Origin of the sequence: Thauera propionica, assembly GCF_002245655.1 — a bacterium.
GTDB classification, from domain to species: Bacteria; Pseudomonadota; Gammaproteobacteria; order Burkholderiales; family Rhodocyclaceae; genus Thauera; species Thauera propionica.
Genome location: NZ_NOIH01000003.1, coordinates 69,928 through 95,357, shown reverse-complemented (window position 1 = coordinate 95,357; position 25,430 = coordinate 69,928). Strand labels below are relative to the sequence as shown.

18 protein-coding genes are annotated in these 25,430 nt (G+C 67.0%); 16 read left to right on the top strand and 2 right to left on the bottom strand.

Annotated elements, in window-relative coordinates:
- Window positions 1–88: 88 nt before the first annotated feature.
- From CGK74_RS01835 to CGK74_RS01775, 13 genes are all read left to right on the top strand, one after another.
- Entirely contained in the window at window positions 89–820 is a 732-nt protein-coding gene (locus CGK74_RS01835) for an FHA domain-containing protein (RefSeq protein WP_094266824.1), read from the top strand.
- Between the two features lie 134 nt (window positions 821–954).
- A complete protein-coding gene (locus CGK74_RS01830) occupies window positions 955–1,722 on the top strand; it encodes a 3',5'-cyclic-nucleotide phosphodiesterase (RefSeq protein WP_094266823.1) in 768 nt (255 codons plus the stop codon).
- A gap of 16 nt (window positions 1,723–1,738) precedes the next feature.
- Complete coding sequence (locus CGK74_RS01825; protein WP_240498593.1) at window positions 1,739–4,171, top strand: GspE/PulE family protein; 2,433 nt, start codon at window positions 1,739–1,741, stop codon at window positions 4,169–4,171.
- 82 nt (window positions 4,172–4,253) lie between these two features.
- On the top strand, window positions 4,254–4,949 hold the full coding sequence (gene rpe / locus CGK74_RS01820; protein ID WP_094266822.1) for a ribulose-phosphate 3-epimerase: 696 nt from the start codon (window positions 4,254–4,256) through the stop codon (window positions 4,947–4,949).
- Window positions 4,946–5,626 carry a phosphoglycolate phosphatase gene (locus tag CGK74_RS01815; RefSeq protein ID WP_094266821.1) on the top strand — a complete coding sequence of 227 codons (681 nt, stop codon included), beginning with the start codon at window positions 4,946–4,948 and terminating at the stop codon, window positions 5,624–5,626. Before rpe ends, CGK74_RS01815 begins: the two co-directional genes overlap by 4 nt.
- Before the next feature lie 229 nt (window positions 5,627–5,855).
- On the top strand, window positions 5,856–7,331 hold the full coding sequence (gene trpE, locus CGK74_RS01810; protein WP_094266820.1) for an anthranilate synthase component I: 1,476 nt from the start codon (window positions 5,856–5,858) through the stop codon (window positions 7,329–7,331).
- A gap of 10 nt (window positions 7,332–7,341) precedes the next feature.
- Window positions 7,342–7,923, top strand: a complete 582-nt coding sequence (locus tag CGK74_RS01805; protein WP_094266819.1) for an aminodeoxychorismate/anthranilate synthase component II — start codon at window positions 7,342–7,344, stop codon at window positions 7,921–7,923.
- A 14-nt stretch (window positions 7,924–7,937) separates the two neighbouring features.
- Window positions 7,938–8,984 (top strand): anthranilate phosphoribosyltransferase, encoded by a 1,047-nt coding sequence (gene trpD, locus CGK74_RS01800; RefSeq protein WP_094267406.1) that lies wholly within the window; start codon window positions 7,938–7,940, stop codon window positions 8,982–8,984.
- Window positions 8,981–9,778, top strand: a complete 798-nt coding sequence (gene trpC, locus CGK74_RS01795) for an indole-3-glycerol phosphate synthase TrpC (protein ID WP_094266818.1) — start codon at window positions 8,981–8,983, stop codon at window positions 9,776–9,778. The genes trpD and trpC overlap by 4 nt, the downstream gene beginning before the upstream one ends.
- 30 nt (window positions 9,779–9,808) lie before the next feature.
- Entirely contained in the window at window positions 9,809–13,945 is a 4,137-nt protein-coding gene (locus CGK74_RS01790) for a translocation/assembly module TamB domain-containing protein (RefSeq protein ID WP_094266817.1), read from the top strand.
- Between the two features lie 92 nt (window positions 13,946–14,037).
- Complete coding sequence (gene msrA / locus CGK74_RS01785; protein ID WP_094266816.1) at window positions 14,038–14,604, top strand: peptide-methionine (S)-S-oxide reductase MsrA; 567 nt, start codon at window positions 14,038–14,040, stop codon at window positions 14,602–14,604.
- A 35-nt stretch (window positions 14,605–14,639) separates the two neighbouring features.
- A complete protein-coding gene (locus tag CGK74_RS01780) occupies window positions 14,640–14,984 on the top strand; it encodes an FKBP-type peptidyl-prolyl cis-trans isomerase (protein WP_094266815.1) in 345 nt (114 codons plus the stop codon).
- A gap of 93 nt (window positions 14,985–15,077) precedes the next feature.
- On the top strand, window positions 15,078–15,536 hold the full coding sequence (locus CGK74_RS01775; RefSeq protein ID WP_004254091.1) for an Lrp/AsnC family transcriptional regulator: 459 nt from the start codon (window positions 15,078–15,080) through the stop codon (window positions 15,534–15,536).
- Window positions 15,537–15,565: 29 nt separating this feature from the next.
- Here CGK74_RS01775 and CGK74_RS01770 read toward each other — a convergent pair whose 3' ends face one another.
- Entirely contained in the window at window positions 15,566–16,915 is a 1,350-nt protein-coding gene (locus CGK74_RS01770) for a sodium-dependent transporter (protein ID WP_094266814.1), read from the bottom strand.
- Between the two features lie 430 nt (window positions 16,916–17,345).
- Between CGK74_RS01770 and CGK74_RS01765 the strand changes: the two genes are divergently transcribed.
- The 3 genes from CGK74_RS01765 (at window position 17,346) to CGK74_RS01755 (ending at window position 24,579) form a co-directional block, all read left to right on the top strand.
- Complete coding sequence (locus tag CGK74_RS01765; protein WP_094266813.1) at window positions 17,346–19,613, top strand: GGDEF/EAL domain-containing response regulator; 2,268 nt, start codon at window positions 17,346–17,348, stop codon at window positions 19,611–19,613.
- Window positions 19,614–19,834: 221 nt separating this feature from the next.
- Window positions 19,835–23,431 (top strand): indolepyruvate ferredoxin oxidoreductase family protein, encoded by a 3,597-nt coding sequence (locus tag CGK74_RS01760; RefSeq protein WP_094267405.1) that lies wholly within the window; start codon window positions 19,835–19,837, stop codon window positions 23,429–23,431.
- A gap of 98 nt (window positions 23,432–23,529) precedes the next feature.
- Window positions 23,530–24,579 (top strand): Glu/Leu/Phe/Val dehydrogenase dimerization domain-containing protein, encoded by a 1,050-nt coding sequence (locus tag CGK74_RS01755; protein WP_094266812.1) that lies wholly within the window; start codon window positions 23,530–23,532, stop codon window positions 24,577–24,579.
- Window positions 24,580–24,647: 68 nt separating this feature from the next.
- On the opposite strand, the gene CGK74_RS19105 is transcribed toward CGK74_RS01755, so the two are convergent.
- A complete protein-coding gene (locus tag CGK74_RS19105; RefSeq protein ID WP_240498592.1) occupies window positions 24,648–25,391 on the bottom strand; it encodes a PEP-CTERM sorting domain-containing protein in 744 nt (247 codons plus the stop codon).
- Window positions 25,392–25,430: the final 39 nt, after the last annotated feature.

Sequence of the window (25,430 nt, the reverse complement as noted above, 5' to 3'; positions counted from 1 at the left end):
TTTTCGTCTCCCGCCCACGGGGTGCCGCGTTAGAATGCGATGACACTTCCGCAGCATCTGCGGCAAACCAAATCGACAGGTAGGGGCAATGCCGAAGTTGATCCTCAGCATGGACGGTCTCGTCCTCAAGGAAATCGAGCTCGACAAGGAGCGGACTTCGATCGGGCGCAAGCCGAACAACGATATCCAGATCGACAATCTGGCCATCAGCGGACAGCACGCCGTGATTACCTGCATTCTCAAAGACGCCTTCCTCGAGGATCAGAACAGCACCAATGGCACCTACGTGAATGGCCAGCCGGTCAAGAAGCACGTGCTGCACCACAACGATGTCATCGAGCTTGGCAAGTACCGCCTGAAGTACATCGTCGATGCCACGCAGCCCGGCCTTTCCGCTTCGGAGATGATCGACACGGCCGCGATCAAGCCCTTCGAGTTGCCGCCGACGGGTACGGATGTCGGTGCGCGGCCTGCGGGCGAGGGCGGTGGCGATACGCAGGTGGTGGCCGCGGGCGCGCTTGAGCGTGCCGAGAAGGCGCTTGCAGCGGCGGGCGAGCGCCTCGGGATCATCCAGGTGCTCAGTGGCGCCAACGCGGGCCGCGAGCTGGAGCTGACGAAATCGCTGACCACCCTCGGCAAGCCGGGCAAGCAGGTGGCGGTCATCACTCGCCGCCCCCATGGCTACTTCATCACCCACGTCGAAGGCGCCAGCTTCCCGCTGGTCAACGGGGCGCCGATCGACGCCCAGGCCTGCCTGCTAAAGGATCATGACATCATCGAGCTGGCGGGGGTCAAGATGGAGTTCTTCCTGCGTCCCTGAAAACATTCAGGGCGTGCCGCCCTTGGCGTGATTTTTTGCCTACCGGCGCCGGGGCTGGGGTGATAAGGTCCCCGCAGACGTAACGGGGAACCAATGCCGCTCGATCCGGATGGGTCGTCTCGCGGCGAACACTCATGAAACTGAAGGTGTTGGGGTGCAGTGGCGGAATCGGCGGGGCGCAGGCGCGCACCACGTCCTTTCTCGTCGACGAGGACATCCTCATCGATTGCGGAACTGGCGCGGGTGAGCTTTCGCTCGACGCGATGCGGCGCATCGACCACGTCTTCCTGACGCATGCGCATCTCGATCACATCGCCTGCCTGCCATTGCTGATCGATTCGGTCGGCGACGCACGAAGCCTTCCGGTCACGGTGCATGCGACGCCGGAGACGATCCGCATCCTGCACTCCCACGTCTTCAACTGGCTTGTGTGGCCTGACTTTTCCGCGATTCCGGACCGGCATCACCCCTTCATGCGCTTCCAGCCGATGAAGCTCGGCGAGAGCATCTCGTTGAGCGGGCGCGTAATCACGGCGCTGCCGGCGCAGCACACGGTGCCTACCGTCGCCTATGCCCTCGACAGCGGGGAAGGGCAGCTCGTGTTCTCCGGCGATACCGCCTATTGCCCCGAGCTGATTGCCGCGATCAACGCCCAGCCTGCCCTGCGCCATCTCATCGTCGAAACCGCTTTCGCCGATGAACAGCACGGACTTGCTGTCGCGAGCCGTCATCTGTGCCCGAGCATGTTGCTGGCCATGCTCGAGGAAGTGCACGTCACGCCCGAAGTCCACATCACCCACCTGAAACCCGGCGCGGACCTGCGTATCATTGCGCAGATCGAGGCAGGAGCCTCGCGGCTCAAGCCCAGGCGCCTGCAAATGGGCCAGGAGCTCCATTTCTGATTTCGGGGTTTCGCGAATGACGCAGTTGCACGACGATCCGCAGCAGTTCGCCGCGCAGGCGAAAGCTGCCCAGGGGGCTGCCGACCCGTTGGCTGCGACCATTGGCAAGCTGCAGCAGGGTAGCGCGGTTGCGCGTCGCCTGGCCTTCTTCAAGGGGCTGCAGGTCGTCACCAATCGCATCCACGCCAGCAACGACGTGGACGAAATCATCCTCGAGCTCTCGGCCGACCTCTGTGCCCTGTTCGAGGCGCAGCGGCTGACGATCTATACGCTCGAGGACAACGGCACTACGATCGTTACCCGGGTCAAGACCGGCCTCGACTCGGTGCAGAGCATTCGCCTTCCGGTGGACGACAGCAGCGTCGCCGGCTTCGTCGCGCTGACCGGCAGGCCAGTCAATATCGCCGACGCGTATGACGAGGCCGAGCTGGCCGCCATTTCGCCCCAGCTCCACTTCAAGCGCGAGGTGGACGCGAGCACCGGCTTTCGCTCCCGCCAGATGCTCGTGGTGCCGATCCGCGATCCGGACAGCGAGCGCGTCATCGGCGTCATCCAGCTCATCAACAGCCACAGCGGGGCGCCTTTCAGCAACGTTGCCGAAGAGGGGCTGCTGGGTTTGACTCAGACACTCGGTGTCGCGTTCGCGCGACATGCCGAGAAGCCGGCACGCCTGCGTTCCCGCTTCGATGCGCTGGTGGCCGACGGGCGAATCACAGCCGAGGAGCTGCGCCAGGTCATCCGCGAGGCGCGCACCGGCGACCTCAGCACCGAAGAGATTCTCATCGACGTGCTCGGCCTGAGTACCGCCGAACTTGGTGAGGCTGCCGCCCGCTATTTCGGCGTCCCCTACCAGCCCTTCCAGCCCAATCACGTCAAGCCGATGGACCTGCTGCGCAACATCAAGCGCGACTACGTGCAGCAGAGTCTGTGGTTGCCCTACGAGGAGAACCAGGACGGGGTCGTGGTCCTGTGCGTGGACCCGGAGCAGGTCCGCAGTTCCTGCGTCGCGCAGAATGTGCTGCCCAAGAAGCGGCTCAGCTACAGGGTGACGTCGGCACGCGAGTTCGAGATGGTCGTGGAGCAGTATTTCGGCGAGTCGATCGACGACGGCTCGGTCAGCGACATCCTGTCCGATCTGGACGAGCGTGACGACGAACCGGGCTCGCTCGGCGACGACGTCTCGGCTGCGGCCGACAACGAGCTCGTCAAGCTGGTCAATCGCATCATCATCGAGGCCTATCGGCAGGGGGCGTCGGACATCCACATCGAGCCGCGACCGGGGCGGGAGAAGACGCTGATCCGCTTCCGCAAGGATGGCTCTCTCGTGCCTTACATCGAGGTGCCGGCCAGCTATCGCAATCCGCTCGTGACGCGCATCAAGATCATGTGCGATCTCGACATCTCCGAACGGCGCAAGCCGCAGGACGGCAAAATCAAGTTCCGCAAGTTCGCGCCGCTCGATATCGAGCTGCGCGTGGCAACGCTGCCGACGCAGGGCGGGCTCGAGGACGTCGTGATGCGCCTGCTCGCCAGCAACGAGCCGATCCCGATGGATCAGCTCGGCCTGATGCCGTTCAACCTCGAGCGGCTCAAGGAGGCGATCAGCAAGCCCTATGGCATCTTCTTCGTCTGTGGCCCCACCGGTTCCGGCAAGACGACGACCCTGCACTCGATCCTCAGCTACATCAACACCCCCGACACCAAGATCTGGACCGTCGAGGACCCGGTCGAGATCACGCAGCGCGGCTTGCGCGAGGTGCAGGTCAACCGCAAGGCGGGCATCGATTTTGCGACCATGATGCGCGCCTTCCTGCGTGCCGATCCGGACGTGATCATGGTGGGCGAGATGCGCGACCATGAGACGGTGTCGGTCGGCATCGAGGCCTCGCTCACCGGCCACCTCGTGTTCTCGACCCTGCACACCAACAGCGCCCCGGAGTCCGTCGTGCGCCTGCTCGACATGGGCATGGATCCGTTCAACTTCGCCGACGCGCTGATCGGCGTGCTCGCCCAGCGCCTCGCCAAGCGCCTGTGCCTGAAGTGCCGCCAGGCCTTTCGCCCGGACGAGGAAGAGATCCATCTGCTGCTCGAGGAGTATTGCGAGGACATGCACCTGACGCCGCGTTTCCAGGCCGACCCGTCGGCAGCGCGTGCCGAGGTGCTGCAGCGCTGGCGGCAGAGCTTCGCGGATCCGGCGGGGCGCTTCACGCTCTACCGTCCGGTCGGCTGCGTCGAGTGCAACCACGGCTACAAGGGGCGGGTGGGCCTGCACGAGCTGATGCTCGGCTCGGCGCAGATCAAGCGCCTGATCCAGGAGCGTGGCCGCGTCGACCAGATCCTCGGCGAGGCGCTGGCCGAAGGCATGCGTACCCTGCGCCAGGACGGCATGGAGAAGGTGCTGGCGGGTATCACCGACATGAAGCAGGTGCGCAAGGTCTGCGTGCGCTGAACTGCGCCGTCGCGGCACGCTTGCCCGCGCAGGCGCGGCGGGCGGTTAGAATCCGGGACTGAACGCCTTCCGGAGACCGCCCATGTACCGCATCGCCCCCAGCCTGCTGTCCGCCGACTTCGCTCGTCTCGGAGAGGAAGTGCGCAACGTCGTCGCCGCAGGCGCCGACTGGATCCACTTCGACGTGATGGACAACCACTATGTCCCCAACCTCACCATCGGGCCGCTGGTGTGCGAGGCGATCCGTCCGCACACCACCGCGCCCATCGACGTGCACCTGATGGTGAGGCCGGTTGACCGCATCATTCCCGATTTCGCCAAGGCCGGCGCCAACGTCATCACCTTCCACCCCGAGGCTTCCGAGCACATCGACCGCAGCCTGGGCCTGATCCGCGATGTCGGCTGCCAGGCCGGACTGGTGCTCAATCCGGCCACGCCGCTGCACCACATGGACCACGTCATGGACAAGCTCGACGTGGTCCTGCTGATGAGCGTGAACCCGGGTTTCGGCGGGCAGAAGTTCATCCCCGAAACGCTCAACAAGCTGCGCATGGCGCGCGAGAAGCTCGATGTCTACGAGGCGCGCACAGGGCGGCGCATCCTGCTCGAGATCGATGGCGGGGTGAAGACCGACAACATCGCCGAGATCGCCCGTGCAGGCGCAGACACCTTCGTCGCCGGTTCGGCGGTTTTCGGCGCTGGCAAGGACGGCGATCCCAACCGCTACGATTCCATCATCGGTGCTCTGCGCCGCGAACTCGCCAGGGTGGCGGCATGAGCACCGGTGCGCGCTTCGCGCCACGTGCGGTGCTGTTCGACCTCGACGGCACCTTGCTCGACACCATCGCCGACCTGGCCGACGCAGCCAACCTCATGCTGGCCGAACTCGGCCGGCCGGCGCGCAGCCAGGACGAGATCCACAGCTTCGTCGGCAAGGGCATTCCCAATCTGGTGCGGCGCTGCATGACCGAAGGCATGAGCGCGACCGAGGCCGAGATCGAGACCGCAGTGGCGGTCTTCCGGCGCCACTACGCGGTGGTCAATGGAGCGCGCACCTCGATCTACCCCGGTGTGGTCGAGACCCTGCAGGTCCTGCGCGGGCGCGATATCCGGCTGGCGGTCGTCACCAACAAGGCCGAGGCCTTCACCCTGCCGCTGCTCGAGCGCATGGGCATCGCCACGCATTTCGATGCCGTCGTCAGCGGCGACACGCTGCCGGTGAAGAAGCCGGATCCGGCGACGGTACGCCTCGCCTGCGAGCGACTTGGCGTAGCACCGAACGAGGCGCTGATGATCGGTGACTCCGCCAACGACGCCTTGGCGGCGCAAGGGGCGGGCATGCCGGTGCTGCTGGTCACCTACGGCTACAGCGAAGGGGTGCCGGTGGACACCATCGAATGCGATGGGCTACTATCGAACGCACTTCAGGCCCTCGATCATATCGTCACCGCATAAGTGCGGGTCTGTCGGTACACTCCACTACAGATCGACATCGTGATGCTCGCACCCCGGGATCGCTTCCTCGCCGCTCTCTCCTCCGTCCAGTCCGGCTGGCACGGCGGCTGGCGTTGGCCTTTGGGCCACTGAACGCGATTCCCCCCAGCGGGGTCCCGTGCGCCAAGGCGCGCCGGCCACTCCGCCCGCTGCAGCACCGTCCGCTCGAACCGACTCACGTGGAGCCTCCATGCTCGAACAAGAATTCAACGCCCTTGCCTCCGAGGGCTATAACCGCATTCCGGTCACGCTCGAGACCTTTGCCGATCTCGACACGCCGCTGTCCATCTACCTGAAGCTCGCCAACGAGCCCTACACTTACCTGCTCGAATCGGTGCAGGGCGGCGAGCGCTTCGGCCGCTATTCCTTCATCGGTCTGTCGTCGCCGACGCGCATCGAGGTCTATGGCCGCTCGGCGCTGCTTCTCACCGGCAACCGTCTGGTCGAGCGTCGCGACTATGGCGATCCGCTCAACTTCGTCGCCGAGTTCATGAACCGCATCAAGGTGCCGCCGCGTGAGCACCTGCCGCGCTTCGCCGGCGGCCTGGTCGGCTGCTTCGGCTATGACACGGTGCGCTACATCGAGCCCAAGCTGGCGAAGACCGACAAGCCCGACCCCGTCGGCACACCAGACATCCTGCTGCTGTTGTCCGAGGAAGTCGCCATCGTCGACAACCTCAGCGGCAAACTGACCCTCGTCGTGTATGCCGAGCCGGAAGTGCCCGGCGCCTTCAAGCGTGCGCAGAAGCGCCTGCGCGAGCTGCTGGCCCGCCTCCGCGCGCCGGTGCAGGTGCCCGAGGAGTCCCGCGCCGAGCCCGCGGCTGCAGTGTCGAGCTTCGGCGAGGAAGCATTCAAGGACGCGGTGCGCCGCGCCAAGCAGTACATCGTCGACGGCGACGTGATGCAGGTCGTGCTGTCGCAGCGCATGAGCAAGCCCTACGCGGCGAGCCCGATGGCGCTGTATCGCGCGATCCGCTCGCTGAATCCCTCGCCCTACATGTTCTATTTCAACTTCGAGGACTTCCACGTCGTTGGCGCCTCGCCCGAGATCCTGACGCGGCTCGAGGATGACGTCGTCACCGTGCGTCCGATCGCCGGCACGCGCAAGCGTGGCGCCACGGTGGCCGAGGATGTTGCGCTGGAGAAGGACCTGCTGGCCGACGCGAAGGAGATCGCCGAGCACGTGCAACTGCTCGACCTCGGTCGCAACGACGCCGGGCGCGTGTCGCAGACCGGCACGGTCAGGGTCACCGAGCAGTTCAGCATCGAGCGCTACTCGCACGTGATGCACATCGTCTCCAACGTCGAAGGCAAGCTCAAGGACGGCCTCAACGCCCTGGCCGTGCTGCGCGCCACCTTCCCGGCGGGCACGGTGTCGGGCGCACCCAAGGTGCGGGCGATGGAGATCATCGACGAGCTCGAGCCGGTCAAGCGCGGCATCTACGCCGGCGCGGTCGGCTACCTCGGCTTCCACGGCGACATGGACCTCGCGATCGCGATCCGCACCGCGGTACTCAAGGACGGCCAGATCCACGTTCAGGCCGGTGCCGGCATCGTCGCCGATTCCGACCCCGAGTCCGAATGGCAGGAAACCCAGAACAAGGCGCGCGCCATGCTGCGTGCCGCCGAAATGGCCGAAGGCGGGCTGGACACCCAGGTGAAGTGAGGAACGCGAGATGCTGCTGATGATCGACAACTACGACAGCTTCACCTACAACCTGGTGCAGTACTTCGGCGAACTGGGCGCCAATGTGAAGGTGTATCGCAACGACGAGATCACCCTCGAGCAGATCGAGGCGATGAAGCCAGACCAGCTCGTCATCTCGCCCGGACCGTGCTCGCCCGCAGAAGCCGGCATTTCGGTGCAGGCCATCAAGGCCTTCGCCGGCAAGCTGCCCATCCTCGGTGTCTGTCTTGGCCACCAGAGCATCGGCGCGGCCTTCGGCGGGCGCATCGTGCATGCGCGGAAGCTGATGCACGGCAAGACCTCGCCGGTGCATCACAAGGACGTCGGCGTGTTCCGCGGGCTGCCCAATCCGCTCACCTGCACCCGCTATCACTCGCTGGCGATTGAACGCGAGAGCCTGCCGGATTGTCTGGAAATTACCGCCTGGACCGAGGACGGCGAAATCATGGGCGTGCGCCACAAGACGCTGGACGTCGAGGGCGTGCAGTTCCACCCCGAATCGATCCTGACCGAGCGCGGCCACGACCTGCTGCGCAACTTCCTCGACCGCAGCGCCGCTGCCGTCGCCTGATGCCGGACGACACCATGCACACGACGATCACCCCCCAGCAAGCCCTGCAACGCACGATCGAGCATCGCGAGATCTTCTTCGACGAGATGCTGTCGCTGATGCGCCAGATCATGGCCGGCGAAGTGTCGCCGGTCATGACCGCAGCCATCCTCACCGGCCTGCGCGTCAAGAAGGAGACCATCGGCGAGATCACCGCCGCCGCCACGGTGATGCGCGAGATGTCGACCAAGGTCGAGGTCAGGCCGCCGCACGATCACTTCCTCGACGTCGTCGGCACCGGCGGTGACGGCGCCAACACCTTCAACATCTCCACCACGACGATCTTCGTCGCCGCCGCGGCCGGCGCCCGTGTCGCCAAGCATGGTGGGCGCGGGGTGTCGTCGAAGTCCGGCGCGGCCGACGTCATCGAGGCGCTCGGCGTCAATCTCGACCTCACGCCGGCCCAGGTTGCCGAGTGCATCGAGGCCACCGGCATCGGTTTCATGTATGCCCCGGCCCACCATAGCGCGATGAAGAACGTCGCCCCGGTGCGGCGCGAGATGGGTGTGCGCACGCTGTTCAACATCCTCGGCCCGCTGACCAATCCCGCCGGTGCGCCGAACACGCTGATGGGCGTGTTTCATCCCGATCTCGTCGGCATTCAGGCGCGCGTGATGCAGCGCCTCGGCGCCAACCACGTGCTGGTCGTGCATGGGCTGGACGGCATGGATGAGGTCAGCCTCGGCGGTGCGACCCTGGTCGGCGAGCTCAAGAACGGCCAGGTCAGCGAGTACGAGATCCACCCCGAGGACTTCGACATCCCGATGGCCAGCAGCCGCAACCTGCGCGTCGAGAATGCCGACGAGTCGCGCGATGTGTTGCTCGGCGTGCTCGACAACCAACCGGGGCCCGCGCGCGACATTGTCGTGTTCAATTCTGGCGTGGCCCTGTACGCGGCCAACCTCGTCGATTCCATCGGCGACGGCATCCAGCGTGCGCGCGAAGTCATCTCCAGCGGTGCCGCCCGCGCCAAGCTCGACGAGTTCGTGCGCTTCACCCAGCAGTTCCGGAGTGCGCAATGAGCGACATCCTGAAGAAGATCTGCGCGGTCAAGGTCGAGGAGGTTGCGGCCGCATCCGCAGCGAGGCCGCTCACCGTCATCCGCGACGATGCCGAGGCTGCCCCTGCCGTGCGCGATTTCGTCGGTGCCATCCGCGCCAAGCATGCGGGCGGGCGCGCGGCAGTGATCGCCGAGATCAAGAAGGCTAGCCCGTCCAAGGGCGTGATCCGCGCTGACTTCCGGCCGGCCGACATCGCCGCGTCCTACGAGCGGGCCGGTGCCGCCTGCCTGTCGGTGCTCACCGACCGTCCGTTCTTTCAGGGGGCGCCCGAGTACCTTCAGGCGGCGCGCGCTGCGTGCAACCTGCCGGTCCTGCGCAAGGATTTCCTCGTCGACCCCTATCAGGTGTTCGAGGCGCGTGCGATGGGGGCGGACGCCATCCTGCTGATCGCGGCCTGCCTCGAACTGCCGCTGATGCGCGACATGGAGCAGATCGCCATCGCGCTTGGCATGTCAGTGCTGGTCGAGGTGCATGACGCGGCCGAGCTCGAGCAGGCGCTGCAACTGCAGACGCCGCTGATCGGCATCAACAACCGCAACCTGCGCACCTTCGAGGTCTCGCTGCAGACGACGCTCGACCTGCTGCCGCGCATCGCCACCGGCGCAGCGGGTCGCATAGTCGTCACGGAATCGGGCATCCTCAGGCCCGAGGACGTGAGCCTCATGCGGGACAACACGGTGCAAACCTTCCTCGTCGGCGAGGCCTTCATGCGCGCCGAGGATCCGGGCGAGGGCCTGCGCGCCCTGTTCGGCTGAGCCGGGCCTCACAGCGCTTCGGGGCGCCTGATGAACGACGAGCCGACGCCGGCTGGGCGCAGGTCCGAGCGCGAGCCGCAGCGTCAGGCGCGGCGCCTTCGCCCGTGGCGGGCCGTGGCGCTTGTCTTCGTGCTGGTGCTGGCCGTCGTGGTCGGAGGGGCGGCCTGGCTGCTCGGCACGCGCCCAGGGCTGGACGCCGCAGTAGCCTTGGCGCAGCGCGCGACCGGCGGCGCGCTGCGCATTGATGGCGCGCAGGGTCGCATCCTGGGTCCGCTGCGGATCGATGCGCTGCGCTATCACACGCCTGACCTGCGACTAAACCTCGAGGCGCTAGAGCTGGACTGGCATGCCGCGCCCCTGCTGCAGCGCCGGCTGGTGGTCGACCGGCTCGGCGTGGCGCGCATCGAGCTCGCCCGCCGCAGCGATGAGGCCCCGGCTGAAGCGCCGACGCCGCCCGACGACCTGCAACTGCCGCTGCAGGTAGAGGTGCGTTCCCTGACGCTGGGCCGCTTCGACCTGCGGCAAATAGGCACTGGCCCCGGCTCGTCGGGAGAGGCGGCGAGCGATGTCGTCACCGATGCGGCGCGGCAGCTCGACGAGGCGGCAGACACCATGCGCAACGCGGCCGATACCGTGGAGGCTGCGGTGGAAACCGCCGCCGGGCAGGGTTTCTGGCTGGCCGATCTGCGCGCCGCGATCGACAGCGATGGCCGCCGGCATGCGCTGCGCGCGCTGAATGTGACGCTGCCGCAGGGACGACTTATGGTCGACGGCCGTATCGACGGCCTTGCACCCTTCGCGCTGGAAGCCAGCGGCCGCTTCGACGGGGAGCTTGATGGCCGTGCATTCGAGGCCCGTCTCACCGTTGGCGAGACCTTGCTGGCGCCGCGGATCGTGGCGGAGGCTTCCGCGGAAGGGCTGACCGCGCATGCGGAGCTGCGCGCTGCGCCGTTCGAACACATGCCGCTGCGCGCACTCAAGCTTGCCGCCGGGGAGCTCGACCCTGCCGTGTTCGTCGCCGGCGCACCGCGTGCCGCCCTGAGCATCAAGGCCGAGCTCGCCGCGGTCGAGGGTACGGCGACCTTGCTCGCCGGCCCCATCCGCCTGACGAACCGCAGCCCGGCGACGGCGGACGCCGGGGGGCTTCCCCTCGTTTCGCTGGCGGGCATCCTCGATTGGACGCAGGCGGCGATCGCGGTCGATGCGCTCGACATCCGTCTGCCGGGGGAAGGGCGCGTCAGCGGTCACCTGCAATGGCGCCCGCCGCGGGCTGCGACCGGAGAAAGCGCGCTGCAGAGTGGCTTCGGCCAGCTTGCCGCGGCGCTCGAGCTGGCGGGCATCGACATGCGCAGCCTGGATGGACGCCTGCCGCGACAGCAACTGGCTGGCCGCGTCGACGCCGAAGGCGATGCACAGCGCCAGCAGGCTGTGTTGGCTCTGGCGCTCGGGGCGGCGCGAATCGATGCCCGCGCCGAGTTGAGCGCGGTGAATGCCGAGGCGGGTACTGACGGCAGCACGGCGGGCGAACCGCTGCGCAGCTTCATGCTCAACGCCGCCGTGCGTAAGCTCGATCCGCGTGCGTGGCTGGCCGATGCGCCGCAGGCACAGTTGAATCTCGATCTCGACGCGTCGGGCGAGCTGGCCGAGCAAGGCGGCCTGCCTCGCACGCTGGCGGCGACCTTCAGCATCCCCGACAGCCGGCTCGAGGGCCTGGCGCTGGATGGAAAGGGCCGTGTGCGCGTCGAGGGCACGCGCCTGCCGGAGCTCGAGCTTGACCTGCAACTTGCCGGCAACACCCTGCGCGCGGATGGCGCCTGGGGCGGGCCAGGCGATGCGCTGAACCTTGCGCTCGATGCGTCGCGACTCGATGCGCTCGGTCACGGCCTCGGGGGGCGCGCTGGCGCGACCGGCCGGCTGCGTGGCACGCTGGCCGTGCCGGCCGGCGAACTGCAGTTCTTCGGCGAGGCCTTGCGTCTGCCGGGCAGCGTGCGCCTGCTCGGCGTAAACGGTGCGGCCCGCCTGGAGGCCGGCGCCGACGGGCCGTTCCAGCTATCGGCCGGGCTGACCGGGCTGGGGCCGTTGGGTACGGACGGCGACGGTGTCGCCTTGCCAGACTGGCTGGCCAGCGCGCGCGTCTCCGCATCCGGTACGCGCGCCCGGCACGAACTGGAGGTCGTGCTGCAGACGCCCGCGCGCGACGAGGGAGCGGACAGTCTGGCTCTGGGGTTGCAGGGCGGGTTGGAGCAGGTGACGCAGGGGCAGCCGGGGCCGCGTTGGGTGGGCGAACTCAGGGCGCTCGAGACGGCGGGCCGCTTCGTGTCGCGTCTCGTCGCGCCCGCGCGCCTGTCCCTGTCCCCGACTGCGGTCAGTCTCGGTGCCGCGGAGCTGAGTGCCGGCGACAACGGCCGCATCCGCCTGGACGAGACGAGCTGGTCGCCGCGGAAGTCGGTCGCGCGCGGCTCGCTGACCGGGCTCAGCTTCGGTCTCGTTTCGCGGCCCGACGGCCGCCCCCGGCGCGGTCCCGGACCGCTGGTGCTGGGCGCCAGCTGGGACCTGTCAATGGGCGACACGCTCGACGGCCAGCTGCGCGTGTTCCGCGAGGCCGGCGACCTGACGGTCGAGGGCGAGATCCGCACCCGGCTCGGACTGGAGGCGCTGGAGGCAGTGCTCAGCGCACGCGGCGACCTTCTGGCGCTGACTGCCGATGCGCGCGGCAGCGAGTTCGGCCGTGTGCAGGCCAATGCCGCGCTGCGCGCGCGGCGCACGGCCGAGGGTCAGTGGACGCTGCCGCCGGACACGGCCTTGTCCGGCGCGGCCGAGCTCGACATGCCGTCCATCACCTGGCTTGGCCGGCTGATGCGCGAGAACGTGGAGACCGCAGGCCGGCTGCAGGGGCGGATCGAGCTGGCCGGCACGCTCGATGCGCCGCTTGCCAGCGGCCGCCTCGACGGCCGAGAGCTGCAAGTGGCGCTCGTCGACCAGGGGCTGATCCTGTCGGGGGGCGAGTTCACCGCCAGCTTTGACAGCGACCGGGTGCGGCTGGAACGCCTCGCCTTCGTGTCGCCGAATCGCGTGCGTCCGCGCGAGAGCCGCATTCCCTTCGAACGCCTCACCACCGAGCCCGGCCGCTTCACCGCCAGCGGCGAGGTGCTGCTCGACAGCGGTGCGGGCAGCTTCCGCTTTGCCGCTGACCGCTTGCCGCTGCTGCAGCGCGACGATCGCTGGATGATCCTTTCTGGCCAGGGCACGGCACACAGCAGCTGGAACTCGCTCACGCTCGATGCGGACTTCCGTGCCGATGCCGGCTACATCGAGCTCGCCGAGACGCTGCCACCGAGCCTGTCGGACGACGTCGTCGTCCTTGGTCGCGACGAGGTGCGCAGCGGCACCTTTGCGGTCGAGGCGGACGTGCGCGTCGGCTTGGGCGACGCGCTCTACCTGTCGGCGATGGGGCTGGAGACACGGCTGGCGGGCGATCTGCGCTTGCGCCTGCGTCCCGGTCAGGCGCTGTCGGCCGTCGGCACCATCTCCACGGTTGGCGGCAGCTATCGCGGCTATGGGCAGAACCTCGTCATCGATCGTGGCGTGGTCAACTTCCAGGGGGCGCTCGACGCGCCTGGCCTCAACATCGTCGCGCTGCGCAAGGGATTGGCGGTGGAAGCCGGCGTCGCTGTCACTGGCAGCGCCAAGCGGCCGCAGGTGCGGCTGGTGTCCGAGCCGAACGTGCCCGACCCGGAGAAACTGTCGTGGATCGTGCTCGGCCGTGCGCCGGATGCCGGCGCGGGCGCCGACCTCGGCCTGCTGCTGCCGGCGGCGCAGGCGCTGCTGGGCGGACCGGGCGGCGGCATGACCGACGAACTGTCGCGCAGCCTCGGCTTCGACAGCTTCTCGATCGGTCAGGGCGAACTCAACAGCACCTCGCGCGCCGCGACCAGCCGGGTGGTCGGCGGCGGCTCGACGATCGCCAGCGGGCCCTCTGTCTCCGGCCAGGTGCTGAGCCTGGGCAAGCGCCTCGGCACCGACCTGTTCCTGTCCTTCGAGCAGAGCCTGGGCGGCGCCGAAACGCTGGTCAAGCTCAGCTACCAGCTGTCGCGCCGCCTGTCGCTGGTTGCGCGCGGCGGCACCGACAACTCGCTCGACCTGTACTACAGCTTCTCCTTCCGTTGAGCCTGCCGGCCCGGCGCCTGCAGCGGGCGGGGAATGAATGCGTCAGGCCGCGGTCTGTGCAGCAGACCGATCACCCTTGGAGTCAAAGCAAGATGACCGAATTGCAATCGTCCCCCGCTCTTGAGACCGCCATCCTGGGCGGTGGCTGCTTCTGGTGCCTCGAGGCCGTGTTCCGCGAGGTCGAGGGCGTCCATGCCGTGACTTCGGGCTATTGCGGCGGCCACGTCGACGCCCCCTCCTACCGCGCCGTTTGCACCGGAGGTACGGGGCATGCCGAAGTGGTGAAGATCGATTTCGATCCAGTCGTGGTTGGCTACCGTGAACTGCTGGAGATCTTCTTCACCATTCACGACCCGACCACGGTCGACCGCCAGGGTAACGATGTCGGGCCGCAGTATCGTTCGGCGATCTTCGTTACCAGCGACGACCAGTTGCACACTGCCCTGGCGTTGATCGAGGAACTGGGCGAGCTGCGTGTGTTCCCGAAGGCCATCGTGACCAAGGTCGAGCGCGCGCCGGCGTTCTGGCCGGCCGAGCCGGAACATCACGATTACTACGCGCACAACACCGACCAGCCCTACTGCCAGTACGTCGTGGCGCCCAAGATCGCGAAGTTCCGCGCCAAGTTCGGCGAGCGCCGTCGCCGCGACGGCAGGTAGAATCGCGGTCTTTACCTCACGAGCAGGAGACGCGCATGACCCAGACCACCACCGCCAGCGGCCTCGTCATCGACGACATCGAAGTCGGCACCGGCGAGACCGCCGTGAAGGGCAAGATGGTGTCGGTGCATTACACCGGCTGGCTGACCGACGGCCGCAAGTTCGATTCGTCCAAGGATCGCAACGACCCCTTCAACTTCCCGCTCGGTGCCGGCCATGTCATCCGTGGCTGGGACGAAGGCGTGCAGGGCATGCAGGAAGGCGGCAAGCGCAAGCTGACGATTCCGCCCGAGCTGGGCTACGGCGCGCGCGGCGCCGGCGGCGTGATTCCGCCCAACGCGACGCTGGTGTTCGAAGTCGAACTGCTGAAGGTGCTTTAAGCGGGCACTGCGGCCGCCGCCCAAGCGGTGGCCGATTCAGGCTGCACGCGATAACGACATGGCCACCGGCCGCATCCTCGAGGGATGGGAGACATGAAACTCGACCAGGCGCAGCGCAACATCCTGACGCTGTTGCAGAAAGATTCGACCCTCAGTACCCAGGCCTTGTCCGAGAAGGTGGGTATGTCGGCGACGCCGTGCTGGCGGCGGGTGCGCGAGATGGAGGAGGCGGGCGTCATCCGCGGCTACGTGGCGCTGGTCGATCGCCACAAGGTGGGGCTGGGCACCTGTGTATGGGTGCGGGTGAAGCTCAAGCAGCACAGCGCCGACGTGCTCGACCGCTTCGAGCGGGTGGTGAAGGCCTGCGAGGAGGTCGTCGAATGCTATGAGCTGCTGGGCGAGACCGACTGCCTGCTCAAGCTCTACCTGCCGAACCTCGAGGCGCTGTCGCTCTTCATGCACAACTTCCTGCTCAAGATCCCCGAAATCGACGTCACCCATTCGGCGGTGGCGCTGCGCGAGATCAAGAACGAAACGGCCCTGCCGCTGTAAGGCGGGCAGGGCCGTCCGTGATCGACTGATTACAGGTTGTTCCAGAACACGTACAGCACGCCCAGCGGCGCCACGTAGCGCGCCAGGATCGACCACACGGCAAAGCCGGTGTTGCCCAGGTTCAACTCCTGCTTCACGCTGTTCTGCTCCAGCTTCCACGCGGCGAACACGATGGCGCCGAGGCCTGCCAGCGGGAGCATGAACTTGCTGGTCAGGTAGTCGAGCAGGTCGAAGATGTTGAGGCCTGCGAGTTTGACGTCGCCCCACAGGTTGAACGACAGCAGGGCCGCGATGCCCAGTGCCCAGATCGTCACGCCGGCGACGATGGTCGAGGTGACGCGGTTCATCGGCGTACGCTCTTCCAGCAGTTCCACCACCGGTTCCAGCAGCGAGATCGACGAGGTCAGCGCGGCGAAGGTCAGCAGCAGGAAGAACAGGGTGCCGAGAATCAGGCCGCCGCTGATGTTGCCGAAGGCCAGTGGCAGCGTCACGAACACCAGGCCCGGGCCGGCGGCTGGGTCGAGGCCGTTGGCAAAGACGATCGGGAAAATCGCCAGACCGGCACATAGCGCGAACACGGTGTCCATGATCACGACCGTGCGCGCGGTGCGCAGCAGGTTGACGTCTTCGCCCAGATAGGAGCCGTAGGCCATCATGATGCCCATGCCCAGCGACAGGGTGAAGAAGGCGTGGCCGAGCGCGGCGAGCAGAACGCCGCCATCAAGCTTGCTCCAGTCCGGGTTGAACAGATAGGTCACCGCCTGCCCGAAGCTGCCGGTCGTCATGCCGTAGCCGACCAGCACGACCAGGATCAGCGCCAGTGCCGGCATCATCACCTTGCTGCCGCGCTCCAGGCCCGACGACACGCCCATGGCGACGATGATCATGGTCAGCGCCATGAACACGGTGTGCCAGCTCAGCAGTTCACTGGGGCGGGCGAGGAAGCCTTCGAAGATGGCTGCAACCCCGGCCTTATCCAGGCCGCTGAAGCTGCCGGTTGCGGCGTCGCGGATGTAGGCCAGCGACCAGCCGCCGATGACCGAGTAGAACGACAGGATGAGGAAGGCGGCGAGCACGCCGACTGCCCCCACCAGCGCCCAGTTGCGGGTGTGCCCGTGCTGGTGCGCGAGCTGGGACATGGTGTTGATCGGGTTCTTCTGGCCGCGGCGGCCGATCATCCACTCGGAGACCAGGATGGGCACGCCGATCAGCGCGATGCAGGCCAGGTAGACCAGCACGAAGGCGGCGCCACCGCTCTGGCCGACCATGTAGGGAAACTTCCAGATGTTGCCGAGGCCGACGGCGGAGCCGGTGGCGGCGAGCACGAAGCCCATCCGCGAGGACCATTGGGCGTGTGCGGTCGTGGTGACGGATGACATCTCAGCGCGCCTCCGGCTGGTTGCGGGCGGGCATCGGCAGGGTGTCGACGAAGGCGGCTTGCTTGTGGACAGCAGGTTTCATTTGCGGTGCGTCTCCTCATTTTTGGTCCGCCGCACTCTTGGCGCGGCTCGGACCCCGGCGGGCAGGGTGTGCCGACGGGGAGGGTGAATGGTAATGATTATGGGCGGAAAAGTTTTTCTGATATTTCGACGGCTGGGCTGGATCGCGGAAAAAAATTCCGCGATTGGCGGGGGGCGAATGATAGGCCACTCGGCTGGCCTGACTGTAGAGGGGTGTGGAATTTCGCACTGAACAACGCCGAGGTTGAATGTAATATTTGACAAAAGCAACGAGTTGTTGCGTATTGATCAAATATACCGATCAAGAATCCCGGCCTGCCAAGGCGGCCATTCCTCCGACGAGCCGAACATGTCAAATGACGACCTTGTCCTGATCCTCGACGATCAGCCCGAATCCGGCAGCGATCAGGCGTCCCGCGGCGACGGTGGGCCGGCGTGGCGGATCCTCGTCGTGGATGACGATGCCGACGTGCATGAGACCACGGCGTTCGCGCTGAATTCGCTCGAGCTTGCCGGGCGACCGGTCGAACTCCTGCATGCGATGAGCGCGGCCGAGGGGGTGGCGCTGTTGCGCCGCGAGACCGACGTTGCGGTGGCGCTGCTGGACGTGGTGATGGAAACCGACGACGCGGGCCTGCGCATGGTCGAGACGATCCGCAACGAACTCGGGCTGCACAACCTGCGCATCATCCTGCGCACCGGGCAGCCGGGGCAGGCGCCCGAGCTGGAAACGATCCGTGCCTACGACATCAACGACTACAAGACCAAGAGCGAGCTTACCCGCCACCGCCTGTACGCCAGCCTGACCACGGCCGTGCGCTCCTACGAGCAGTTGCGCAAGCTCGAGGCCAGCCGGCGCGGCCTGGAACAGATCATTGCCGCGAGCAACCAGTTCATCGCCGAGCAGGGCATGCAGTCCTTCGCCGAGGGGGTCATCACCCAGATCGCGGCACTGCTCGGGGTGGAGCCCGAGGGCGTCGTGTGTGCCGGTGCCAACGCTGACGATGTCGCCAGCGAGGCCGGGGCGAACTTCGTCGTGATCGCCGCGGCAGGACGCTTCCGGCATCTGATGGCGCGCGCGATCGGCGAGATCGACGAGCCGCACATCGTCGACAACCTGAACGCGTCCCTGCGCAGCCGCAAGAGCGTGGTGGATTCGCACAGCGTGACGCTGTATTTCCATGGCGCGGCCAGCCAGGATTTCGCCGCCTACATCGGCGCCCGGACGCCACTGAAGGAAGTCGACCGCGAACTGCTGGAGATCTTCTGTACGAATATCGCCCTGTGTGCGAGCAACGTGTCCCTGGTGCGTCGCATGCGTGAGCTAGCCTATGTCGACCGCATGCTGGGGCTGCCCAACCGCACCGCCTTCATCGAGTACGTCGATGAGCTGCTGGCCGAGGGGCGGATGAAGGGCATGGTGCTGGCGAAGGTGGACATCGATCACTTCGGCGAGACCAACGACATGCTGGGCTATCGCTACGGTGACGCCCTGCTGGTGGCACTGGCGCGGCGCTTCGAGTTGCAGCTCGGCGGCTTTGCCTATGTTGCGCGGCTGGGTGGGAACACCTTCGGCGTGCTCGGCCGCGACGAGGACGTGACGCCGGATGCCCTCAAGGCGGTGTTCCAGGAGGCCTTCGAGATCGGGGGCGTGCCGCGGCGTTTGTCCGCCTCGATTGGCGTGGTCCGCTGCGACGAGGTGCAGGTGTCCTGCGCGCCGGAACTGATCGAGCAGGCTTTCATCGCGCTCAAGCGGGCGGAGGCACAGGGCAACGGCCGGGTGGAGTACTACACGCACGCGCTGGGTGCCGATGCGAAGGACCGGACCCGGTTGCTGCAGGGGCTGCACCGCGCCTTCGACCACGACCGGCTGTTCATCGTCTATCAGCCCAAGCTCGACCTGCGCACCCGGCGCACGGTGGGGGTCGAGGCGCTGATGCGCTGGCGCGCCGAGGATGGCTCGCTGATCCCGCCCGATCGCTTCATCCCGGTGGCCGAACAATCGGGGCTCATCGTGGGGCTGGGGGCCTGGGCCTTGCGCACGGCATTGAGCGCAGTGCAGGAACTGGACAAGGCGGGCTTCGGCGACATACGGATGGGGGTGAATGTCTCCGCCGTCCAGTTCGCCCAGCCCGAGTTTGTCGCCGACCTCGACAGGGCACTCGCGAGCAAGGGCGTCGATCCCCGGCGGCTGGAGCTGGAGGTGACCGAGTCCGTGGCGCTGATGGGCATGGACCGCGTCGTCTCCGTCCTCGACGAGGTCCGTTCGCGCAAGGTGGCCGTCGCCATCGACGACTTCGGCACTGGCTTCTCGTCGCTGTCATATCTCGACCAGCTGCCTGCCGACCGCATCAAGATCGATCGCAGCTTCGTCGATCACCTCGAGACCGACCGCCGCGGGGCGCGCATCGCACGGCTGATCGTGCCGCTGGGACACCAGCTGGGCATGAAGGTCGTTGCCGAGGGTGTGGAGACCGAAGGCCAGCTCGAGGCGCTGCTCGAGCTCGGCTGCGACGAGGCGCAGGGCTACCTGTTCGCGCGACCGATGCCGCTGGACGAGCTGCTGGTCTGGCTGGGGGCGAGAGACGAGGGTCGTGTCGCCGAAGGCGAAGCGTAAGGTTTCTGAACAGATTTACTGATCCAGAGAAAAATTTTTCTTTTTCTCCGTCGATTCGGCCTGCAAGGAGAAACGTCTCTGCCGGCGCCTGTCCGTAGCATTCCGCCATGTTGCCCCGCAAGGGCTGCGTGCCAGATCAACTACACAGGAGACAACGCCGCCGGACCCGTCGCATGCGCCAGAAGCGCAAGGCGGCGGACCCGCTGGCGGTTCACGCCACCATGCCGAACACCTTGCCCCCCGTCAGTCTCGACGACAAATACACGCTGAAGTCCGGCCGCGCCTGGATGACCGGCATCCAGGCCCTGGTGCGCCTGCCGATGATGCAGAAGCTGCGCGACGAAGCCGCCGGCCTCAACACCGCCGGCTTCGTCACCGGTTACCGCGGCTCACCGCTCGGCAACGTCGACCAGGAGTTCTGGAAGGCGAAGAAGTATCTCGAGCCGATGCACATCCGCTTTCAGGCCGGGCTCAACGAGGATCTCGCCGCGACCTCGGTGTGGGGCACGCAGCAGGTCAATCTGGACCCGAATGCGAAGTACGACGGCGTGTTCTCGATCTGGTACGGCAAGGGCCCGGGCGTCGACCGCACCGGCGACGTGTTCCGCCACGCCAACGCTGCCGGCACCTCGAAGCACGGCGGCGTGCTGGTGATCGCCGGCGACGACCATGCCGCCAAGTCCTCCACGCTGCCGCACCAGACCGAGCATGTGTTCAAGGGCCTGATGATGCCGGTGCTGGCGCCCGCCGGCATCCAGGAGTACCTGGAGTACGGCCTGCACGGCTTTGCGCTGTCGCGCTATTCGGGCTGCTGGGTGGCGTTCAAGGCGCTGACCGACACGGTGGAAACGTCGTCGTCGGTGGATGTCGATCCGTTCCAGGTGCAGACGCTGATCCCGAGCGCAGCGGACTTCCCGCTGCCTGAGGACGGACTGAATCTGCGCTGGCCCGATCCGCCGCTGGTGCAGGAGAAGCGCCTGCTGCACCACAAGCTCTATGCCGCGCTTGCCTACTGCCGGCTCAACCGGCTCAACCGCACCGTCATCGACAGCCCGAACGCGAAGCTGGGCATCATCACCAGTGGCAAGAGCTACCTCGACGTGCGACAGGCGCTGGACGACCTCGGCATCGACGAGGACACGGCCGCGGCCATCGGTCTGCGTCTGTACAAGGTCGGCATGGTGTGGCCGCTGGAAGCCGAAGGTGTGCGCCAGTTCGCCGAGGGGCTCGACGAGATCCTGGTCATCGAGGAGAAGCGCCAGTTCCTCGAGTACCAGTTGAAGGAAGAGCTCTACAACTGGAAGGACGAGGTGCGGCCGCGCGTGATCGGCAAGTTCGACGAGAAGGGCGAGTGGAGCCTGCCGCACGCCGACTGGCTGCTGCCTGCCGCCGGCGAGCTCACGCCGGCGATGATCGCGCGCGCCATCGCCGGCCGCATCGCGCGCTTCTACACCTCCGACCGCATCAAGGCGCGGCTCGCCTTCATCGAGGCCAAGGAGGCCGCGCTCGCCAGGCCGCGGCTGTCGATCGCGCGTGTGCCGCACTACTGCTCGGGCTGCCCGCACAACACCTCGACCAAGGTACCGGAAGGTTCGCGCGCCATCGCCGGCATCGGTTGCCACTACATGGCGACCTGGCTGTCGCCCGAGCATACCCAGACCTTCTGCCAGATGGGCGGCGAGGGCGTGCCCTGGATTGGCCAGGCGCCGTTTACCAGCACGCCGCATGTGTTCGCCAACCTCGGCGACGGCACCTACATGCACTCGGGCATCCTCGCCATCCGCGCGGCGGTGGCGGCGAAGGTGAACATCACCTACAAGATTCTCTACAACGACGCGGTGGCGATGACGGGCGGCCAGCCGCATGACGGCACGCTGTCGGTGCCGATCATCGCCCGCCAACTGCTCGCCGAGGGCGTGGGCACCGTGGTGGTGGTCAATGACGGCACGCCGCGCGCCTATGGTCCGGCCGACCTGCCGCACGGCGTCGGCGTGCGCCACCGCGACGAACTCGATGCCGTGCAGCGTGAACTGCGCACGGTGCCGGCGGTGACCGCAATCATCTACGACCAGACCTGCGCCGCCGAGAAGCGCCGCCGCCGCAAGCGCGGCAAGTTCCCCGACCCGGCCAAGCGCGTGGTCATCAACGACCATGTGTGCGAAGGCTGCGGCGACTGCAGCGACAGGTCGAACTGCATGTCGGTGGGCGCGGTGGAGACCGAATTCGGCCGCAAGCGCTTCATCGACCAGAGCTCGTGCAACAAGGACTATTCCTGCGTGAAGGGCTTCTGCCCGAGCTTCGTCACCATAGAGGGCGGCAAGCTGAGAAAGGGCAAAGCCAGCGGCGCGAGCGCACTCGGCGGCCGTCTTGCGGGCGAACTCCCCGAGCCGCAGCTGCCGTCCACCTCCGCGCCCTGGGGCATCCTGATCACCGGCGTTGGCGGCACCGGCGTGGTGACGATCGGCGCGCTGCTGGGCATGGCCGCCCACCTCGAAGGCAAGGGCATCTCGGTGCTCGACATGGCGGGTCTGGCGCAGAAGGGTGGCGCAGTGTGGTCGCATGTGCGCATCGCCGACTGCCAGGAATTGCTCCATGCCGCGCGCGTCGCCGCCGGCGAGGCCAACGCGGTGATCGGCTGCGACCTGGTGGTGGCGGCCAGCGACGAGTCGCTTGCCAAGATGCAGCACGGCCTCACCCGCGTCGTCATCAACCGCGACCAGACCAACACCAGCGAGTTCGTGCGCGGTTTCGCCGCCCAGGCGCGCAGCGGCAACGTCGGCGCCAACCCGGATCCGCAGTTCCCGGCGGCCTCGATGGAAGCGCAGATCGTCGATGCGGTCGGTGCGGACAAGGCCGAGTTCCTCGACGCCACCCGCATCGCCACCGACCTGCTCGGCGACTCGATCGCCACCAACCTGTTCATGCTCGGCTATGCCTGGCAGCGCGGCCTGGTGCCGTTGTCGCGGCAGGCGATCGAGCGTGCGATCGAGATCAACGGCGCCGCGGTCGAGGCCAACAAGGCCGCCTTCCTGTGGGGCCGGCGCGCCGCGGTGGACCTGAAGGCGGTGATCGAGGCCGCCAAGCCGCAGTTCGGCACGCCCGACCACCACAAGCTCTCGACCAGCGTCGACGAGGTGATTGCCCGCCGCAAGGCCCGACTCACCGACTACCAGAACGCCGCCTACGCCGAGCGCTACATCAAGCGGGTCGAGCGCGTGCGTGCCGCGGAAGCGAAGGTCGCGCCGGGCATCACCCTGCTTACCGAGGCGGTCGCGCGCGGCTATTACAAGCTGCTCGCGTACAAGGACGAGTACGAGGTGGCGCGCCTCTATACCGAGACCGACTTCCTCAAGCGCGTCGAGGAGCAGTTCGAGGGCGATTACAAGCTCGTGTTCCACCTCGCACCGCCGACCCTGGCCGACAAGGATCCGCAGACCGGCGAGCTGAAGAAGAAGGCCTACGGCCCGTGGATGCTCAAGGCGATGCGCACGCTGGCGAAGTTCCGCTCCCTGCGCGGTTCGGCGCTCGATCCCTTCGCTCGCAGCCACGACCGCAGGCTGGATCGCGAGCTGATTGCCGACTACGAGCGGCTGATCGACGAGATCGTCATCAACCTCGACCGCAGCAACCACGAGGCGGCGATCGAGCTGGCGGCCATCCCCGACCAGATCCGCGGCTACGGCCATGTGCGCGAGCGCTACCTCGCCAGCGCCCGCCAGCGCCAGGCGGCCCTGCTCGATGACTTCCGTCAACGCCGTCCGGTCAGCGTGCCGGTGGCGACCAAGACGCGCCGGACCATCGCGATCATCCCCGGCTGACCCCCCCGTTTTCTCACCCCTGCCGCCTGACCGGCCCGCCACGAGCGGTGTCGGCGGGCCGGCTCACACCCAAGTTCCCACAAGGAAGGAGACACAACATGGCCGTATTTTCCCTGAGCGACTTCGCCGACCACGAGCAGGTCGTCTTCGTCAGCGACGACAAGAGCGGACTGAAGGCGATCATCGCCGTCCACAATTCCAATCTCGGTCCGGCGCTTGGCGGCTGCCGCATGTGGCCGTATGCCTCCGAGGAGGAGGCGATTCGCGATGTGCTGCGCCTGTCGCGCGGCATGACCTACAAGTCGGCGATGGCCAACCTGAAGCTCGGCGGCGGCAAGTCCGTCATCATCGGCAACCCACGCACGCAGAAGACGCCCGAGCTGCTCGCCGCCTTCGCCCGTGCGCTGGAGCAGCTGAATGGCCGCTACATTGCCGCCGAGGATTCCGGCACCAGCGTGGTCGACATGAAGACCATGACGCAGTTCACCCGCCACGTCGCCGGCATCCACGACAAGCCCTCCGACCAGGGAACGCGCAGCGGCGACCCCTCGCCGGCCACCGCCTACGGCACCTTCATCGGCATCAAGGCCGCGGTGAAGGAGCGCCTCGGGCGCGATTCGCTAGAGGGCCTGCGCGTCGCGGTGCAGGGCGTGGGCAACGTCGGCTTCGACCTCGCCCGCCAGCTCAAGGCTGCAGGCGCGCAGCTCTGGGTCACCGACATCCACCGCGAGCCGCTGCTGCAGGCTGGCAAGGAGCTGGGCGCCACCGTGGTCGCGCCGGAAGAGGTCTTCGGTCTCGACGTCGACGTCTTCGCGCCCTGCGCGCTCGGCGCCATCCTCAACGACAGCACGATCCCGCAACTGAAGGCGCAGGTCGTTGCCGGGGCCGCCAACAACCAGCTCGCCGAAGCCCGTCACGGTGCCGAGCTGATGAAGCGCGGCATCCTGTATGCGCCGGATTACGTCATCAACGCCGGTGGCATCATCGACGTGTATCACGAGCGCATCGGGTTCGACCGTGCGGCGCTGATCAAGCACATCGAGGGCATCGAGGACAACCTGATGGAGATCTTCGAGCGTGCGCGCAAGGAGGAGCGACCGACCGGCGAAGTGGCGGATGCCATCGCCGAGGAGCGCTTCAAGCGCTGAGCGTTTCCGGCGCGACCATGAAAAACGGCGACCCGCGGGTCGCCGTTTTCCTGCGTGGAGCCCGGGTGTCAGGCAGCGCGCTGCTTGCGGCGCAGGGCGCCCAGGCCGGCGAGACCGAGGCCGAGCAGGGCGAGTGTCGCCGGTTCCGGAACGGGTTGCGAGCCGGACACCGGGGGGGCCTCCACGACAGGGATGGGATTTCCGGTCAGGCTGATCCAGTCGATCCGTGCGCCTTCGTTTGCGAGCGGATTACTGATCAGACCTGCGAGTGCTTCGAGAATGCTCGAGTGGTCGACATCCGTCCAGAACCGGATGTCGATGCTCTCCAGATTTGCGGCAGACGCTCCCAGCCCGACATTCGCGCTGCTCCACCCGCCGTCGCCGCCCAAGCCGGAAGACCAGATGTTCGTCCAGGCGTTGTCGCCGGTCCGCCAGCTGACGTTGAGGACGTCCTCGTCCTCGGAGGCTATCAGCGGTGCCCAGGCGAAGGACAGGAACAGGTCTTCCAGGCCTAGCGTGGACACCGAGAAGGTGGCCGCCGCGTCCGGCGATGAAGCGCTGGCGACGCCTCGGTTGTCGTCACGCAACTGCAGGGCGTTGCCGCTGATCGCGACGTCGTTGCCATTACGCTCGATCTCGCTCCAGTCGCCGCCGAGGTTGTTGGCGTTGGAGCGATTGAATTCGTCGCTAAAGACGGGTGCAGCCAGTGCGGATCCCGAAACGGCCAAGGCAGCGAGCCCGAGGGCGATTTTGTTCTTTTTCATTTTTTGAGTTCCAGAGGTCTGAATTCCGTTTTTCAGCGCGCTTGCCATGGGTTGGGGTTTCTGCAGTTCCCCTGAAACCACCGCTGC